Below are 16,459 nucleotides of genomic sequence, written 5' to 3'. Positions count from 1 at the left end.
GCAAGGCACGAGCGTCTCGCGCCGGCAACCGCCCACTTTAACCCTTTCTCCATTCGGGGGGTCTGGGGGCCTCAGGCCCCCAGCCGCCGGAGGCCTCTTCCCTCTTCTCGTCTCCTCTACACTCCAAACAGCACCCTCGCCCAAACCGCGCCGCCGTGGCGGCGGGCCAGGCGGGTCAGCGCCAGGGAGCCGCCGAAGGACACGGCCATGGCCGCCGCGCCCAGGGGCAGGCGATGGGCCGGGGCCACCGGGGCCGGGACGGCGGCGTAGAAGAGCAGCACCAGGACGTAGTGGGCGAGGTAGATGCCCAGGGTGTCGCGGCCGGTTTCGGCCAGGAGGGTGAACAGCCGGCCGGCACGAGCTTCGGCCGCCCGGCAGCCGCCGAGCAGGGCCAGGCAGCCGGCGAGTTGGAAGGCCAGCCCGGAGAGCAGGAAGTATTGGCGGTAGTTGGCCCCAAGGGACCGGGCCTGGGCGTCCACGTCGGCCCAGTAAATGATGAAGGCGCACACGGCCAGGGCGGTGAAAAGCGGCCAGCGCCGGGCGAGGGCGTCAAGGTGTTGGGGATTTCGGGCCAACCAGCCGCCCAGGCCAAAAAAGCCCAGCCAGACCGGGCCGATCTTGATGGCGACGAGCTCGAAGGCGTGGCTGGCCGGCGGGGACAGGTGCAGGGCCAGGGTGGAGGCGAGGTAAAAACCCAGGGTCGTGGCCGCGCCGGCCGCGAGCCAGACGCGCTCCCGGGCGGGGGAGGCAAAGGGCGCGGCCAGGGCGGTGAGCGCCAGGAGCTGGAGCAGGGCGAACAGATAATAGAGCTGGGCCGGGCCGGTGGCCAGATCGGCCAGGGCGGTCGGCGAAAAAAGCGGCATGCCGTAGGCCAGGCGCAGGACGATAAGCGTCAGAGCGTTCCAGGCCAGGAACAGCGGCAGGATTTTTTTGATCTGGCGCAGGGGCCGGGCGGCCTGGTCGCCGCCGGCCGGGGCGAACAGGGCGAGCAGGTAGCCCGAGATGCAAAAAAACGTGGGCACGGCGAAGGTGACCAGACAGGAGGTGAAAAGCGGCGTGGCTGAAAAGTCGCCTTCCCGGAAAAAGACCGTGTTGCTGGCATGGGACCAGACCACCACGGCCATGGCCAGGGTGCGGGCGGCTTCCAGGAAGCGCAGGTCGCGGCCGGGCGTCACGGTCAGGACGCGCCGCCGGGTTTGCCGGCCCGGGTGTCGTAGATGATCATATAGACTTGATCGATCTGGACGTAGAGATCGGGCAGGTTCCAGATGGTCTGGATCATGGTGGTCATGGTCGGGGGGCCGAAGCTTTCGGTGGCCTTACGCACGAGTCCCGGCACGGCCAGCAGGTCGTGGGACATGACGACCAGGGAGAACCTGCCGGTGGCCTTGTCGCAGCCGTAGTAGACCCGGCCCAGGGGCACGCCTTCGAAATTGGGCTTGGCGTCGCGGTCGTAGTGCAGGGTGAAGCGGCTTTGGGCCGTGACTTCCGGGTCATGGACCAGGCCGAACATCTGGTATTTGGGGTCCCAGACGGGCCGGGCCTTTTCCTCGGCGAAAGTCGGCCCGGAGAAGAGTTTCTGGCAGGACTCGCCAAAGGCGTATTTGCCGAAGACGTGGCGGGCCGAGGCGGCCGAGGCCGGCAGGGCCGGGGATAGGAAGGCAAGACACAGGCTGACGATCAAGGCTCTAAGCATGGTGCATCCTCCCCGTGGCCGGACGGGGCCGGCCTTTTCGGGTCGAACCGGATGTAGGCCTATGGCCGGCGCTTGTAAAGGGCGGCCGGGGCGGCGGCGGCGCGCAGGGCCGGCAGGGCCTGGGCCAGGGGCCGGCCGAGGTGGAAGGGCAGGGTCTGGGGGGCGACGCCCAGGCGGGCCGGGAGCAGTTCGCGCATGGCGGCGTCGAAGCGCAGGGCCGCCCGGGCGGCCTCCCGGGCGGCGTCGTCGCCGGCGGCGGCGGCCCGGCACACGGCGGCCAGGCGCGTGAGGTCCGTTTCGGCGTCGTGGTGGGCGCACAGCTCGGCCAGGGGGCCGGGGGCGAGGATGTCGGCCCGGGTCAGGCGGTCCTTGGCGTAGAGGGCGGCCAGGGCCTGGGGGGCGTCGCAAAAAAGGGTCCGGCACTCCAGGGGCGAGGCGTCGTGAATGGCGCAGGCCGGCGGGTCGCGGTAGAACAGGCAAGCCCGGCCGCCCGAAGCCGGGCGCAGCTTCACGAGCTCGGTCGGCGAGGGGCCGACCCGGCCGGCGACGTTGTCCGTGACGCCTTCGCCGCGCCGCAAGGTGACGAGGTCGGCCAGGGTCAGACGTCCGGCGCGCAGCAGGGGCAGGTCGGCGGCGTGCAGGGCCGGACCGCCCAGACGGCAGCAGCGGCCGCAGCGGCGGCAGGCGGCGGGTGTGTCGGAGAGGGCGGCCGGGGTATGGGCTGGGGTGTCGTCCATGGCCGGGAAATGGGACAAAAACGGTGCTTTTGCAACCCCCTGGAGCGGCGTTGGAAGCAAATAGGCTTTGCAAGGAAAAAGCTCTCGTGGTAGGGGAAATGTTCCGGGGGGACCCGGCGTGAGTTCGGTTTGCCGTTGACACGGCGCGTGTTCTCATTTTAAATCAGGCGCGATTGTTCAAAACTTCACGTTTTACGTTGCAATCCCCATTGAATAACACCCCACACGTCGGCGAGCAGGGTCGGTCGGTGGGGAGGGCGCAAGGCGAGGCCCGTCCCGCCGGAGCGCGTGTTAGCTGGTTAAGGCGGTAACTCTTCAAACCCCACTGGAGGAAGCAAATGGCGAAACACCAAACCCCCTTGTTGGACCAGCTCGAAACTGGGCCCTGGCCCAGCTTCGTGTCCGACATCAAGCAGGAGGCCGCTCACCGGGCCGCCAACCCCGACGGCCTGGACTATCAGGTCCCCGTTGACTGCCCCGACGATCTGCTCGGCGTTCTGGAACTCTCCTTCAAGGACAAAGAGACCCACTGGAAGCACGGCGGCATCGTCGGCGTGTTCGGTTACGGCGGCGGCGTCATCGGCCGTTACTGCGACCAGCCCGAAATGTTCCCCGGCGTCGCGCACTTCCACACCGTGCGTCTGGCCCAGCCCTCCGGCAAGTACTACACCGCCGATTACCTGCGCGGCATCATGGACATCTGGGACCTGCGCGGTTCCGGCCTGACCAACATGCACGGCTCCACCGGTGACATCGTGCTGCTGGGCACCACCACCCCGCAGCTGGAAGAAATTTTCTTCGACGTCACCCACAAGATGAACACCGACCTCGGCGGCTCGGGCGGCAACCTGCGCACCCCGGCCGACTGCCTGGGCTCCTCGCGCTGCGAATTCGCCTGCTACGACACCCAGGATCTGTGCCACACCCTGACCAACGACTATCAGGACGAGCTGCACCGCCCGGCCTTCCCCTACAAGTTCAAGTTCAAGTTCGACGGCTGCCCCAACGGCTGCGTCGCTTCCATCGCCCGTTCCGACTTCTCGGTCATCGGCACCTGGAAGGACGACATCCGCATCGACCAGGACCGCGTGAAAGCCTACGTTGCCGGCGAGTTCAAGCCGGGCGGCGGCTCCCACTCCGGCCGCGACTGGGGCAAGTTCGACATCGTGGCCGAAGTCGTTGATCGCTGCCCCACCGGCTGCATGAGCTACGACGGCGCCAAGCTGTCCATCGACAACGCCAACTGCACCCGCTGCATGCACTGCATCAACACGATGCCCGCTGCCGTGAAGATCGGCGCCGAGACCGGCGCTTCGATCCTGCTGGGCGCCAAGGCCCCCATCCTGGACGGCGCGCAGATGTCCTCCCTGCTCGTTCCCTTCGTCGTGGTGGAGAATCCCTACGACGAGATCAAGGAAGTCATCGAGAACATCTGGGACTGGTGGATGGAAGAAGGCAAGAACCGCGAGCGCGTGGGCGAGACCATGAAGCGTCTCTCCTTCCAGAAGCTGCTTGAGGTCACCAACATCAAGGCCATGCCGCAGCATGTCAAAGAGCCGCGCTCCAACCCGTACATCTTCTTCAAGGAAGAAGAAGTGCCCGGCGGCTTTGCCCATGACGAAAAGGCCTATCGCCAGAGACACATGAGATAAGCGGGGGACACAAGAAATGGCATTCATCTCTTCCGGATACAATCCCGACAAGCCCATGGAAAACCGGATCACGGATATTGGTCCTCGTCATTTCGAGGAGTTCTATCCGCCGGTCATCAAAAAGAACAAAGGTCAGTGGGACTACCACGAGATCGTCAAACCCGGCGTGCTCAAGCACGTCGGCCTGTCCGGCGACGTGGTCTACACCGTGCGCGTCGGCGCTGCCCGCCTCATGAGCGTCACGCACATCCGCGAGATCTGCGAGATCGCCGAGAAGCACTGCGGCGGCCACCTGCGCTTCACCACGCGTAACAACGTGGAATTCATGGTCGAGACCGAAGCCGCCGTGGAAGGCCTGCTGGCCGATCTGGCTTCCCGCAAGTTCGCTGGCGGCAGCCAGAAGTTCCCGGTCGGCGGCACCGGCGCTTGCGTCTCCAACATCGTCCACACCCAGGGTTACGCCCACTGCCACACCCCGGCCACCGACGCCTCCGGCCCGGTCAAGGCCGTCATGGACGAGATGTTCGAGTACTTCCAGACCATGACCCTGCCGGCCATGGTGCGCATCTCCCTGGCCTGCTGCCTCAACATGTGCGGCGCGGTCCACTGCTCCGACATCGGCATCGTCGGCATCCACCGCAAGCCCCCCATCGTCGAGCACGACCGCCTGGACAACATCTGCGAAGTGCCCCTGGCCGTTTCCGCCTGCCCCACCGGCGCCATCAAGCCGGCCAAGGTTGAAATCGACGGCAAGAAGGTCAACTCCGTTGCGGTCAACGCCTCGCGCTGCATGTACTGCGGCAACTGCTACACCATGTGCCCGGCCATGCCGCTCGCTTCCGGCGAGGGCGACGGCATCGTGCTCATGGTCGGCGGCAAGGTGTCCAACCGCATCTCCATGCCGAAGTTCTCCAAGGTCGTCGTGGCCTTTATCCCCAACGAGCCGCCCCGCTGGCCGACGCTGACCAAGATGATCAAGCAGATCGTCGAAGTGTACGCCAAGGAAGCCCGCAAGTACGAGCGCCTGGGCGAATGGGCCGAGCGCATCGGCTGGGAAAAGTTCTTCGAGCTGTGCGATCTGGAGTTCACCCACCACTGCATCGACGACTTCCGTGATCCGGCCTACTACACGTGGCGCCAGAGCACCCAGTTCAAGTTCACGAAGCACGTCGAAGCCTAGAGTCAATAACTTCCGGGCGGGGAATCCTCCCCGCCCGGATCAAAACAAAGGGAGCACGGCATGCCTTCCGAGAAAGAGCAAGTTCTCGAGTTCCTCACGGGGAAGACGGGCAAGTCCAAGTTTTACTTCAGCGATTTCTGCAAGATCTTCCCGGACAAAAAGCAGCGCGAAGTGAAAAAGATCCTCACCGAGCTGGTCAACGAGGGCAAGCTGGAATTCTGGTCCAGCGGCTCCACCACCATGTACGGCATGACCGGCGCCGGCAAGCAGAAGGCCGAGGAAGAATAGTCGCCGACGGCGCGTTGCGTTTCGCGACCCCGACCGGCAAGCCGCGACGGCCTGGCCCGAACCTCGCCGTTCACGACACGCCCCAGCGGCTCTTGCGGGACCGCTTCGTGAAACCCGAACTTTCCGACGCGCGCGAGCGCGCCAAAAGACACGCGCCGTGAACTATCGTCCGCGTCTGGTCCTGGCCGGACTCTCCGGGGGGGCCGGGAAAACCATCCTCTCCCTCGGCGTCTGCCGGGCCCTGGCCCAGACAGGTCTTCGCGTCCGTCCGTTCAAAAAGGGTCCGGATTACATTGACGCCGCCTGGCTCGGCCTCGCCGCCGGCCGCGACGCCACCAATCTGGACCCTTTTCTCTTGCCTCCCGAACGCATCCCCTCCCTTTTCCTCGAAAAATCCGACGGCTGCGACGTCAGTATCGTCGAAGGCAACCGCGGCCTCTTTGACGGCATGGACGTGGCCGGCTCCTGCTCCACCGCTGCCTTGGCCCGAAGCCTGGCCGCCCCCGTGGTCCTCATCCTCGACGCCACCAAGATGACCCGCACCGCCGCCGCCATCGTGGCCGGCGTGGCCGCCTTCGAACCCGGCCTCAATCTGGCCGGCGTGGTCTTAAACCGCACCGCCGGCCCGCGCCACCGCGACATCCTGCGCGAAGCCATCGAAACCCTGGCCCACGTGCCGGTCCTGGGCCAGCTGCCCAAGATCGCCGAGAATCCCATCCCCGAACGCCACATGGGGCTGGTCTCCAACCGCGAACACGACGCCGTGGACCCCATCCTCGACGGTATCGCCAAGATCGTGGCCGACCACGTGGACCTGGACCGCCTGCTGGCCATCGCCCAAAGCGCCCCGGACCTGCCGGACAGCCTGCCGCCGGTCTGCTCGGCCTCTACCGCCGCTGCCGGCCAACCGGCCATCGGTGTGGTGCGCGACGCCGCCCTGTGGTTTTATTACCCGGAAAATCTCGAAGCCCTGGAGCGGGCCGGCGCGCGCCTCGTCCCGGTCAGCATCCTGGACGACGCGCCCTGGCCGGAACTCGACGGCCTCTACCTCGGCGGCGGTTTCCCCGAAACCCACGTCGAGTCCATCGCCGCCAGCGCCGCCACCCGCGAGCGGGTGCGCCGGCTGTCCCGGGACGGCCTGCCTATCTATGCCGAGTGCGGCGGCTTCATGTACCTGTGCCAGGGACTCGACGTGGCCGGCACGGTCCATCCCATGGCCGGCGTCTTTCCCGTGACCACCACCCTGTGCGCCCGGCCCCAGGGCCTGGGCTACAGCCTGGCCGCCGTGGTGCGCGACAATCCCTTCCATCCCGTGGGCACGGTGCTGCGCGGCCACGAGTTCCACTACTCCAAATGCCAGGCGGCCATCGGCTCCTGCCCCGGTGACGTCCCCCCCTTGCCCGGCCCCGAAGCCTTCGCCCTGGTCATGGAACGCGGCGTAGGCATGTTGGCCGGCCTGGACGGCCTGGTAACGGCCAACACCTTCGCCGCCTACACCCACATCCACGCCGACGGCGCGCCCCACTGGGCCCCCAATTTCGTCGCCGCTGCCAGCGCTTACCGCACGCGGGGCGAGAAGAAGAAGTAAGATGCCTCCGGCGGCCGGGGGCCTGAGGCCCCCGGACCCCCCGATAGGGGGAAAGGGGGAGAAGGAGTCAACGATGCGTGTCGTGCGGCAGATTGCTTCACCGGGGGGGCTGATCGCCTGGAAGCCCGAACTGGCCGGCGTGGCCGTGGAAGGGGCCGAAGGGCTGGACTACGGACGGTATTTCGACGGGTTGGAAGCTTTCGTCACCCATGAGCCGGTGCGTTCGATCCTGGCCGGGCTGGGCGGCGGCGAACTGGAGACAGTGTCGCTTCGGGCGGAAAAACACGGCGCGCTCTACCATCCAGCCAGCCTCACCCTGACCGTCGATGGCCGTGAAACCAAGCTGTGCGTCAACGTGGCCGCCACGGCCGAGGCCCGGGCCATGCTGGAACTGGAAGCCGGGTTGCTGGCCGGGCTTCGCGACAATTTCACGCCGGAATTCCTGCCCGCCCCCCACGCCTTTGCCGAGCACGACGGCCTGGCCTTTCTCCTCGAAGACTGGTTCGCCGGCTACCACGAATTCCACCAAAACGGCGCTGGACAGGTCAGCCTTTGGGACTACGACGCCGGGACGCGGACCCTTTCCCCGGCCCAGGCCCGGGAACTCTACCGGCAGGCCGCCGCCATCCTCACCCGCTATTACCATGTCGCCACCGGCGCGAGCATCGGGCCGTGGCATCATGCCGCCGGGGATTTCGTGGCCCGGGTCGATGCGACAGGCGTTTCGGTACGGCTCATCACCGTACGCGGCTACGGCGCGTCCCGGGATTTTTCGGCGGCCGGCGAGTTGGCCGAGAAGTTCGCGGCGTTGGCCTTTTTCACCAATCTGACCATGCGCCTGCGCCTGGATCGGGTGGAAGGCGTGGGGGAACTGGTCGTGGCCGGGCCGGAAGTGGCCGAGGCGGCGGTGGAAGGTTTTCTCGATGGCCTGGGGGCCTTGGAGCTGGAAGCGCCTCGTCGCGCCGGACTGCTCGAATTCCTGGGGTCGTTTACGGCCGAGGAACTGGCCCGGGCCGCCGAAGGCCTGGCCTGGCCCTGCCCGGACGACGAGGCGGCGCTGTTGGCCACGGCCTGGCCGGACCATGCGGCCGTGGTGGTCGAGGCCCTAGGGCGCGGCCTGGAAACCGCGCAGGAATAGAAGCGCGCAGCACACTGCCCGCTTCGCCTCTTGGACACTCTGGAATGAGCCCAGCCGTTGGCGCATTGGCCTGTGGGAAGTGGGCGCAGGGGGGTGGAAATTGCGCCAGGACCCGACGTCCCGGGCGTTTGGACCTTGGAGTGGCGGGCTTACTGGGGCGGCGCGGCCGGCTGGGCCAGCTTTTGGGTCGCAGCCGCGTAGACGCGCTTGGCGTCGGTAAGCCCCGGATCGGCGGCCAGGGCCTGGGCGGCGGCGGCCTTGGCCACTTCCCAATGCCCCAGACGGGCAGCGGCCAGGGACAGCGTCTGATCGAACAGCGCCGGAACGCTGGTTTTGCCCTTGGCGTCGAGCAGGACGCGCTCCACGGCGGCCCATTCCTCGGCCTTGCCGCCAACCTGAAGCAGGAAGTCGTAGATGCGCTGATTGTCCGGTGACTCTTCCAGGGCGCGTTTCAAATACTCCAGCGAAGCCTTGTGATGGCCGGCGTCGATGAGGCGGCCGGCAATAAGCGGAAAAAGCCCGGCCTCGTCAATATACTCTTCCACGGCGGCCCGGAAATTGCGTTGGGCTTCGAGCAGGTTGCCGTCGGCCAGAAGCTTGGTGCCCTTGATGACGGCATGGTCGATGCGCAGCTTGCGCTGGCGCATGGCCTCCAACCCCTCCTCGGCCAGATCGGCCTCCATTTTTTTGGCCAGGGAGGCCATGAACGCGGCCAGCTTGGGCTCTTGGCCCTTGAGGTAAGGAACGCCGCTTGGCGCGTATTTCTTGACGCCGTCGAGCTTGCCGATGTTGGTCAGACATTCCCGAAACAGGCTTTCGATGGGCGCTCGGTCGCTGCCGGCCAGCTTGACCGCAGTAAAGGAACGAAAAGCCCCGGCCAACAGCTGCACGGCGCGCAGTTCGTCGTTCTTGGCGTAGGCGGCCTTGGCCCGGGCCAGATCTTCCCGGATGGACTTGGCGGATGGCGGCATCCCGTCGGTTCCTTGTGGTTCCTGTTGCGTTTGGGAAAAAACCGAATCTGGATGATGGTAGGGCACTTTGCCCGGGTTGAAAAGCCCCATGTGCCCGGCCCAAATGCGTCGGTCGCGATCAGTGGGCCTCGCCCCAGGTGCGCCCGGTCCCCCAGTCCACTTCCAGGGGCACGGCCAGGGAAATCACGCCCGTCATGAGGCCGGCCAGCCGGGCTCCGGCTTCCTTGGCCGCCGCCTCGGGCGTTTCCAGCAGCAGTTCGTCGTGGATCTGGAGCACGAGCACCGCCCCCAGGCCGGCCAGTTCGGTGTCGTCGGCAGCGGCCAGCATGGCCATTTTGATGATGTCGGCCGCGCCGCCCTGGACCACGGTGTTGATGGCCTGCCGCCGGGCCTGGGAGGACAGCTGGCTGTTGGCCGAGCCGATGTCGGGCAACAGCCGCCGCCGCCCTGCCAGGGTTGTGACGAAGCCGTCGCGCTTGGCCGCCTCGACAATGCCTTCGTAAAAGGCGGACAGCCCGGGCAGACGCTCAAAGTAGCGGGCAATGAAAGCCTTGGCCGCGTCGAGCTTGATGCCGAGGTCGCGGGACAGCTTTTGCGGTCCCATGCCGTAGAGCAGGCCGAAGTTGATGGTCTTGGCTTGCCGGCGTTCGTCCGGGGCCACGGTCTCCTCGGGTTTGTCGAAAAGGATCGAAGCCGTGCGGGCATGGATGTCGGCTCCGTGGGCAAAGGCGTCCAGCAGTGCCGGTTCGCCGGACAGATGGGCCAGCACCCGCAGCTCGATCTGGGAATAGTCGGCGGCCACAAGCCGGTTGCCCGGACCGGCCGTGAAGCAGTCGCGCATCCGCCGGCCGAATTCGCCGCGGATGGGGATGTTTTGGAGATTGGGATTGGAGCTGGAGAGCCGGCCGGTGGCCGTGGCCATGTTGTTAAGCGTCGTATGGATGCGTGAGTCCCTGTCGGCCAGGGCCGGCATGGGGGCGAGGTAGGTGGACCTGAGTTTTTCGAGCTTGCGGAATTCCAGGATGCGGTCCACCAGCGGGTGCGCCCCGGCCAGGCGTTCCAGGGCGTCCTGGGAGGTCGAGGCCGCGCCGCCCGGGGTCTTGCCGTGGGCCTTGAGCCCCAGGTCGGTGTAGAGGATCTCGCCCAGCTGCTGGCTGGAGCGCGGATTAAACGGCTTGCCGGCCAGGGCCGCGATGTCGGTTTCCAGGATCGCCAGCCGGCCGGCGACCTCGTCGGCAAAGGCGGCAAAGGCCGCCTTGTCGATGCCGATGCCGGCCCGTTCCATGGCCACGAGCACCGGAACCAGCGGCATTTCCAGTTCGGCCACCAGCCTGGACAGGCCGGCCGTTTCCAGCCGGGCGGCCAGAACGTCGGCCAAAAGGGCGGCCGCCCGGGCGTTGTCCGTGGGGGACACGCCCTCGGTGTCCACGGAAGGGTCGGCAAACAGGCTGTCGCGCAGCCGGTCAAAGGCGTAGGCCCGGCTCTCGGGATTGAGCAGATAGGCGGCCAGTCCCAGGTCGAACCAGACGACCAGGGGCACGGCGGCAAAAGCCGGGCTGGCGGACAAAAGGGCCTTGACCGAGGGCACGGCCGCCCGGTCGGCCCGGGCCAGGAAGGCGGCCAAGGCGTCGGGCGTGGGATCAATGCCGTATTCATCCGGGCCGTAGGACAGGCTGTAGCCTGTTTCCAGGGGGACCAGGGCCAGTTGCCTGCCGGCCGGGTCAGGCAGTTCGTCCAGGGGGGTGAAGGCGACCGGGGCCGGCACGGCGGCGGGGGGGGCAGACAAGGTGCCTGCGGACTGGGCAACGTCCGGCCGTGGGGCATCAAAAAGCGACAGCTGGGCCGCGCGTGGTCCGGCCGACGCGGCCGGCGCGGCCGACGTGGCCGATCCGGCCGCGGCCGGCGGTTGGCCGGGGATGTCCCGGGCCAGATTACGCAGCTCATAAGCCAGCAGGAATTCGCGCAGGGCCTTGGCGTCGGGTGCGCCAAGCCGGGCGTCGTCAAGGCCCGTGTCCGGCAGGATGTCGGTTTTCAGGCGTGTGAGTTCCCGGTAGATGAAAAGCTCGTCCATAAGGGGGACGATCTTGTCGCGCACTTTCGGCTTGATCGTGTCCAGGCCGTCGCGCACCGCTTCCAGGGTGGGCAGCTGGCGCAGGATGTCCAGGGCCGTTTTGGGGCCGACCCCGGGGATACCGGGGATGTTGTCGCTGGTGTCGCCGACCAGGGCTTGCAGGTCGGGCCAGGAAGCCGGGGCGATGCCGCAGTCGGCGGTGAAATCGGCCAGGGTGGTGATTTTTTCGGCCTTGCCCGAGGGATCGTAGAGGACCACCCGGTCGCTTAAGCACTGTTTGAGGTCCTTGTCCGCACCGACGATGACCACGGGCAGATTCGACGAGAACCGGGCGGCCAGGCTGGCGATGCCGTCGTCGGCCTCGGCTCCCTGGGGGATGATGACCGGCACGCCAAGCAGGCCGAGGCCCTGGCGCAGGGGCTCAAGCTGGCGGGCCAGGGGTTCGGGCATGGCCTCGCGGTTGGCTTTGTAGGCGGCATAGATGTTGCTGCGGAAGGTCGGCCCCTTGCCGTCGAGGAAGAAGACCAGATGGCGCGGCTCCTGTTCTTTGAGAATCTTGAACAGGAGTCGAAAAATCATAAACAAGGCGCTGGTCGGGAAGCCGTCGGACCGGGCCAGGTCGCGAAAGGCATGGTAGCCCCGGTAGATGTAGGCGCTGCCGTCCACGAGAAAAAGGGGCGTTTGGGAAAAACCGAGCCGATTGGCCAGGGACATGGGCATCCTCCTGACGGCCTGGACCGTCCGCTGCTGCCGCGCTTGTACGGCAGGGGCGGCCGGGATGCAACCAAGCCGTCTCGGCTCTCGACAAGTCGCGGGAACAGGCGTAAGATACTGCGCTTGGATAGGGTGTATGCCGGTTTGGTGAATGCTTGTTCACAAGAGTATACATCCGGTATTAATTGTATTATCGGGAAACCTCCCTGGCCTGTGGGGAAATCTCCCCGAATGTGAGGACTCGGCATGACCGCAGCAGCGAAACGGCCCCATCTTCTTCTGGTAATGGGCTTGATTCTTTCGGTATTTACGGCCACGTCAGCCTTTGCCCAGAATGGCTCGGGCAGCAATGACCGCGTGGCCAAGCGCTACGCCATCCAGCAGACCCAGGACGGCTACGGGCCGCCGCCCATCACCGACCCGTCGCTGGAAACCAAGGTCGAAAAGATTCCGCTGCCCGATTTCGTCAAGGAAAAGCAGACTGATCCGGCCGCGCCTAAGGCCGGCGGCGCGGCCCAGGCCGGCGACGGACAGAGCTTCGACATGCAGCAAAGCGCCCAGCGTGGCCTGGACGCCAACCCGCAGATGCAGTCCGCCCGCGCCCAGCTGACCGGTTCGGAGGATCTGCGCCGCCAGGCCCTGGCCAACTTCGGGCCGGTGGGCACGGTGAGCTACTCCTTCCAGCGCGTGGACGCCCAGGTCGTGGGTTCGACCAGCCTCAACATCCCCGCCAACCAGATCATCAACGCCACCCAGGGCACGAACTTGTCCACCACCCGCACCTCCTCCACCCGGGTGGGCACCTGGCAGAACACCTACCAGCTGCAGCTGGTGGCCACCCAGCCGCTTTTCACCGGCTTCAAGCTCCTCAGTTCCTACCAGAAGGCCGCCCTGACCAAGGAGCAGGCCCAAGCCAACATCAAGTACACCGAGCTGACCCTGGTCAAGGCCGTGCAGCAGGCTTTCCTGACCCTGCTCCAGGCCCGAGCCAACGTGTCATCCAACAAGGACTCGGTGGCCCGCCTCGAATCCCAGTACAAGGTGGCCCAGGCCTACTACGACGTCGGCCTCAAACCCCGCCTGGACGTGTTGCAGGCCGAATCCGACCTGGCCCAGGCCGAACAGGACCTGCTCAAGGCCGAAAACAACGTCCTGGTCCAGATCGCCCAGCTCAATTCGTTGCTGAACCTGCCGCTCAATCAGCAGACCAACTATCTGGGCGAGCTGGCCTACATTCCCTTTGCCATGAACATCGAGGACTGCCTCGATCTGGCCTACAAGCAGCGCCCGGACCTCTACATGGCCGTCAAATCGGTGCAGATCGCCGAGCGCGACGCCAAGATCGCAGCCAGCCCGCTGTATCCCCAGGTCCAGGCCCAGGCCATCTACCAGCGCGAGGGCAACACCCTTGACCTCGACGTGCGCGACAATTCCGGCGGCACCGTCCCGGAAACCACGTCTTTTGGCATCACCGCCTCCTTGCAGGCCTGGGACTGGGGTTCGACCTTCTTCGGCTTCCAGGCGGCCCGGGAAAACGTGAAAAAACTGCAGGCCGATCTGGCCAAGCTGCGCCTGGACATCGGCTATCAGGTCAAGACCTTCTATCTCAACATCCAGGACGCGGCCAAGCGCATCTCGGTGGCCCGCACGGCCCTGGAGGCGTCCAAGGAAGGCTACCGCATGGCCGTGGCCCGTTACCAGGCCCAGGTCGGCACCAGCACCGACGTGCTCGACGCCCAGGCCCGGGTGAGCACCGCCGAGTACAACCTGACCCAGGCGTTGACCGACTACCAAAGCGCCCTGGCCGACATCTACGTGGCCATGGGCATGAAGAAGCTCGATCTGGCCGCCGCCCAGTAGCGGCCCCGTTTGCCGGCCCCATGGCCGGACAAGACGCTTTCAAGGCCCGCTTCCGCAAGGAGGCGGGCCTTTTTGCTGGCGCGGCGTCAAGGCGGCCAAATGGCCGGGGGCGGCGTCGCCGGGCGAGGACACCAGGCGAGGCGTCACCGGCCCAAGCGGCAACTGGCGATTGTGGGCCAGACGCTGCTCCGAACGGTGGGCAGAGCAAGCGCATGGGCCGTTGGCTAAGCCTCGGTCAACCCGCCGCCACTCGGCGGTTTTCGGAGGGATTACCGGGCCAAGTGCGGCGCGCCTCCCGGCTTTTACCGCCCCGGGAAGACCACGCCCGGCCGCGCGCGTTTAGCAGGACATAAGCCTGTCCTGCCGAAGGGAAGCTGGGGCGGACAACCACGGCGTCGCAGTCGTTTCGAAGTCTGCCCAAGCAGGCCCGCCAAGGCGCTCTCGGAAGCTTCCCGGTTACGGCTGCTCGGGGCCTCCCTAGGAGCTTCCCGGAAAATGCCGCCTTGGGGTCGCCAGCCACGAAAAAGGCCCGCCTCCTTGCGGAAGCGGGCCTTACGGGCAACGTTTGCGCCGGGCGCTTATTCAGCGGCCGGCGGCGGCACCATGGACAGGTTGCCGCCCTCGACTTCACTGCGCACCTCAATGGCGATCTTCCACAGCACGGTCAGCACGATGCCGCCGAGCGCGAAGACCATCAGCGAGATCATAATCTCCGGGACGGTCGGGCTATAGACCGTGACGGTCTCGAAGGGGTTGGGCGTAAAGCCGCCGATGAGCAGTCCCAGGCCCTTGTCGATCCAGGAGGCGATGACCAGCATGATAAGGCCAATGGTCAGGGCCGTGGGGTTCTGGCGGATGGGCGTGGGAATGAGGAACAGCAGGCAGCCCAGGCCCAGGACCACGGCGGTCCACATGAAGGGCACCATCATGTCGTGGCCGTCGATGCCGGTGAACAGGTACTTAAACGGCGCGATGTGCCCCGGCATGTTGCTGTAAAACGAGGTGAACACTTCCAGCAGGAAGAAGAAGATGTTCACGCACATGGCGTAGGTGATGATGACGGCCAGGCGGTTGATGGCCTTCTGGCCCGGGTCGAAGCCGGTCAGGCGGCGCAGGCACAAGACCAGCAGCAGCAGGATGGCCGGACCGGAGCAGAACGCCGAAGCCAGGAACCGGGCGGCCATGATGGCCGTCAGGAAGTAGTGGCGTCCGGGCAGGCCGGCGTACAGGAAGGCCGTGACGGTGTGGATCGAGAAAGCCCAGATGACCGACACGATGGCCAGGATCTTGACCCACTTGGGCGGGGTCATGTCGTTTTTGAAGTACTGCAGGCTCGTCCAGCCCACGATGATGTTGAGGAACAGGTAGCCGTTTAAGACGACCATGTCCCAGAACAGGACCGAGTGGGGCGTGGCGTTTAGCAGCACGTTGAGCATGCGCTGGGGCTGACCAATATCGACCACGATGAAGCCCAGGCACATAACCACGGCGGCGATGGCCAGGAATTCGCCAAGAATGATCATCTTGGAGAATTCCTTGTAGTGGTGGAAGTAGTAGGGAAGGACCAGCATGACGGCCGAGGCGGCGACGCCGACCAGATAGGTGAACTGGGCGATGTAAAAGCCCCAGGACACGTCGCGGTTAAGCCCCGTGATCTTCATGCCGAAGGTCAACTGGTACAGCCAAAAGCCGAGGCCCAGCGCCATGACCAGGCCAAGGGCGATCAGCGTGCCCCAATAACGGGGACTTCCTTTGAGCGCTTTTTCCAGCATGGCTTACCTCACAGGATGTAATACACGCTCGGCGAGGTGCCGGCGTCCGGTTTGCGGCGGATGGCGAAATGTTCGCGCAGCGCCTTGCGGATGTCGGACTGCTCGTCGGACAGGTCGCCGAAGACCAGGGCGCCCTCGGCCGCTTCCACGCACACGGGCAGCTTGCCGATGGCCAGGCGCTCGGCGCAGAAGTTGCATTTTTCCACGACGCCGCGCATCCGGGTGGGGAAGAGCGGATTGAAGCTCTTGATAAACGGTCGCGGGTCCTGGAAGTTGAAGCTGCGCGCGCCATAGGGGCAACCGGCCATGCAGTAGCGGCAGCCGATGCAGCGGTGGAAGTCCATCATGACGATGCCGTCGGGGCGCTGGAAGGTCGCCTGGGTGGGGCAGACCTTGACGCACATGGGGGTTTCGCACTGGTTGCACAGCAGCGGAAACTGCCGGTGCTCGATCTCCTCGGACAGGTAGTGGCCGTGCTCGGTGGGGAAGGACTCCTCGAAGTTGGCTCCCCAGAACCACTTGATCTCCTTGGGGCCGGCGATGTCGGGCACGTTGTGCTCGGTATGGCAGGCCTTGCGGCATTTGGCGTTCATCTCCGGGGTCATCTTGGCGGTGAAAATCGCCATGCCCCAGTGTTTGGCCTTCAGGCCCTCTTCGAAGTTGGCGGCCGTGGGCACGCTCTCGGCGAACGCCGGGGCGTCGCCGAGGAAACCGAGCCGGGCGGCGCCGATCCCCATGGCGGAGACGGCGGCCAGCTTCAGGAACTCTCGTCTGTTGCTTTTCATGGTAAGG

The 16,459-nt window shown here is 66.0% G+C and carries 13 protein-coding genes; 6 read left to right on the top strand and 7 right to left on the bottom strand.

Annotated elements, in window-relative coordinates; genetic code table 11:
• Positions 1–116: 116 nt before the first annotated feature.
• The 3 genes from C3Y92_RS18900 to C3Y92_RS18890 are packed head-to-tail and all read right to left on the bottom strand — an operon-like array spanning position 117 to position 2,451.
• Positions 117–1,175 (bottom strand): acyltransferase family protein, encoded by a 1,059-nt coding sequence (locus C3Y92_RS18900; RefSeq protein WP_129355254.1) that lies wholly within the window; start codon positions 1,173–1,175, stop codon positions 117–119.
• Positions 1,176–1,177: 2 nt separating this feature from the next.
• Positions 1,178–1,696: a hypothetical protein gene (locus C3Y92_RS18895; protein WP_129355252.1), complete on the bottom strand. Its 519-nt coding sequence runs from the start codon at positions 1,694–1,696 to the stop codon at positions 1,178–1,180.
• Positions 1,697–1,755: 59 nt separating this feature from the next.
• Complete coding sequence (locus tag C3Y92_RS18890; RefSeq protein ID WP_235669541.1) at positions 1,756–2,451, bottom strand: YkgJ family cysteine cluster protein; 696 nt, start codon at positions 2,449–2,451, stop codon at positions 1,756–1,758.
• A 320-nt stretch (positions 2,452–2,771) separates the two neighbouring features.
• Here C3Y92_RS18890 and dsrA point away from each other — a divergent pair, with 320 nt between their 5' ends.
• The 5 genes from dsrA to C3Y92_RS18865 all read left to right on the top strand — a co-directional run bounded on the left by dsrA (position 2,772) and on the right by C3Y92_RS18865 (position 8,279).
• Positions 2,772–4,085, top strand: coding sequence for a dissimilatory-type sulfite reductase subunit alpha (gene dsrA, locus C3Y92_RS18885; protein WP_012749935.1), 1,314 nt, complete (start codon positions 2,772–2,774; stop codon positions 4,083–4,085).
• Between the two features lie 16 nt (positions 4,086–4,101).
• Positions 4,102–5,265, top strand: a complete 1,164-nt coding sequence (dsrB, locus tag C3Y92_RS18880; RefSeq protein WP_129355250.1) for a dissimilatory-type sulfite reductase subunit beta — start codon at positions 4,102–4,104, stop codon at positions 5,263–5,265.
• Between the two features lie 60 nt (positions 5,266–5,325).
• Positions 5,326–5,553 carry a dissimilatory sulfite reductase D family protein gene (locus C3Y92_RS21590; protein WP_006922177.1) on the top strand — a complete coding sequence of 76 codons (228 nt, stop codon included), beginning with the start codon at positions 5,326–5,328 and terminating at the stop codon, positions 5,551–5,553.
• A gap of 157 nt (positions 5,554–5,710) precedes the next feature.
• Complete coding sequence (locus C3Y92_RS18870) at positions 5,711–7,141, top strand: cobyrinate a,c-diamide synthase (protein ID WP_129355248.1); 1,431 nt, start codon at positions 5,711–5,713, stop codon at positions 7,139–7,141.
• Between the two features lie 73 nt (positions 7,142–7,214).
• Positions 7,215–8,279 (top strand): hypothetical protein, encoded by a 1,065-nt coding sequence (locus C3Y92_RS18865; protein ID WP_129355246.1) that lies wholly within the window; start codon positions 7,215–7,217, stop codon positions 8,277–8,279.
• A 149-nt stretch (positions 8,280–8,428) separates the two neighbouring features.
• Here C3Y92_RS18865 and C3Y92_RS18860 read toward each other — a convergent pair whose 3' ends face one another.
• Together C3Y92_RS18860 and polA are read right to left on the bottom strand one after the other, a co-directional pair.
• Positions 8,429–9,250 carry a hypothetical protein gene (locus tag C3Y92_RS18860; protein WP_129355244.1) on the bottom strand — a complete coding sequence of 274 codons (822 nt, stop codon included), beginning with the start codon at positions 9,248–9,250 and terminating at the stop codon, positions 8,429–8,431.
• 118 nt (positions 9,251–9,368) lie between these two features.
• Complete coding sequence (polA, locus tag C3Y92_RS18855; protein ID WP_129355242.1) at positions 9,369–12,035, bottom strand: DNA polymerase I; 2,667 nt, start codon at positions 12,033–12,035, stop codon at positions 9,369–9,371.
• A 246-nt stretch (positions 12,036–12,281) separates the two neighbouring features.
• On the opposite strand from polA, the gene C3Y92_RS18850 reads away from it, so the two are divergent.
• Positions 12,282–13,895, top strand: coding sequence for a TolC family protein (locus C3Y92_RS18850; RefSeq protein WP_129355240.1), 1,614 nt, complete (start codon positions 12,282–12,284; stop codon positions 13,893–13,895).
• Between the two features lie 578 nt (positions 13,896–14,473).
• Here the strand turns inward: C3Y92_RS18850 and dsrP are convergent.
• On the bottom strand, positions 14,474–15,667 hold the full coding sequence (gene dsrP / locus C3Y92_RS18845; RefSeq protein ID WP_129355238.1) for a sulfate reduction electron transfer complex DsrMKJOP subunit DsrP: 1,194 nt from the start codon (positions 15,665–15,667) through the stop codon (positions 14,474–14,476).
• 8 nt (positions 15,668–15,675) lie between these two features.
• Positions 15,676–16,452 (bottom strand): sulfate reduction electron transfer complex DsrMKJOP subunit DsrO, encoded by a 777-nt coding sequence (gene dsrO / locus C3Y92_RS18840; protein ID WP_129355236.1) that lies wholly within the window; start codon positions 16,450–16,452, stop codon positions 15,676–15,678.
• Positions 16,453–16,459 lie beyond the last annotated feature (7 nt).

Source organism: Solidesulfovibrio carbinolicus, assembly GCF_004135975.1.
Lineage (GTDB): Bacteria > Desulfobacterota > Desulfovibrionia > Desulfovibrionales > Desulfovibrionaceae > Solidesulfovibrio > Solidesulfovibrio carbinolicus.
This window is presented reverse-complemented; position numbering and strand designations above follow the sequence as displayed.

Excerpts from the sequence above, each read along its gene's own strand:
- C3Y92_RS18895 (WP_129355252.1), bottom strand. The coding sequence starts at position 1,696 with ATGCTTAGAGCCTTGATCGTCAGCCTGTGTCTTGCCTTCCTATCCCCG.
- dsrA (WP_012749935.1), top strand. The coding sequence starts at position 2,772 with ATGGCGAAACACCAAACCCCCTTGTTGGACCAGCTCGAAACTGGGCCC.
- dsrB (WP_129355250.1), top strand. The coding sequence starts at position 4,102 with ATGGCATTCATCTCTTCCGGATACAATCCCGACAAGCCCATGGAAAAC.
- C3Y92_RS21590 (WP_006922177.1), top strand. The coding sequence starts at position 5,326 with ATGCCTTCCGAGAAAGAGCAAGTTCTCGAGTTCCTCACGGGGAAGACG.
- C3Y92_RS18865 (WP_129355246.1), top strand. The coding sequence starts at position 7,215 with ATGCGTGTCGTGCGGCAGATTGCTTCACCGGGGGGGCTGATCGCCTGG.
- C3Y92_RS18860 (WP_129355244.1), bottom strand. The coding sequence starts at position 9,250 with ATGCCGCCATCCGCCAAGTCCATCCGGGAAGATCTGGCCCGGGCCAAG.
- polA (WP_129355242.1), bottom strand. The coding sequence starts at position 12,035 with ATGTCCCTGGCCAATCGGCTCGGTTTTTCCCAAACGCCCCTTTTTCTC.
- C3Y92_RS18850 (WP_129355240.1), top strand. The coding sequence starts at position 12,282 with ATGACCGCAGCAGCGAAACGGCCCCATCTTCTTCTGGTAATGGGCTTG.
- dsrP (WP_129355238.1), bottom strand. The coding sequence starts at position 15,667 with ATGCTGGAAAAAGCGCTCAAAGGAAGTCCCCGTTATTGGGGCACGCTG.
- dsrO (WP_129355236.1), bottom strand. The coding sequence starts at position 16,452 with ATGAAAAGCAACAGACGAGAGTTCCTGAAGCTGGCCGCCGTCTCCGCC.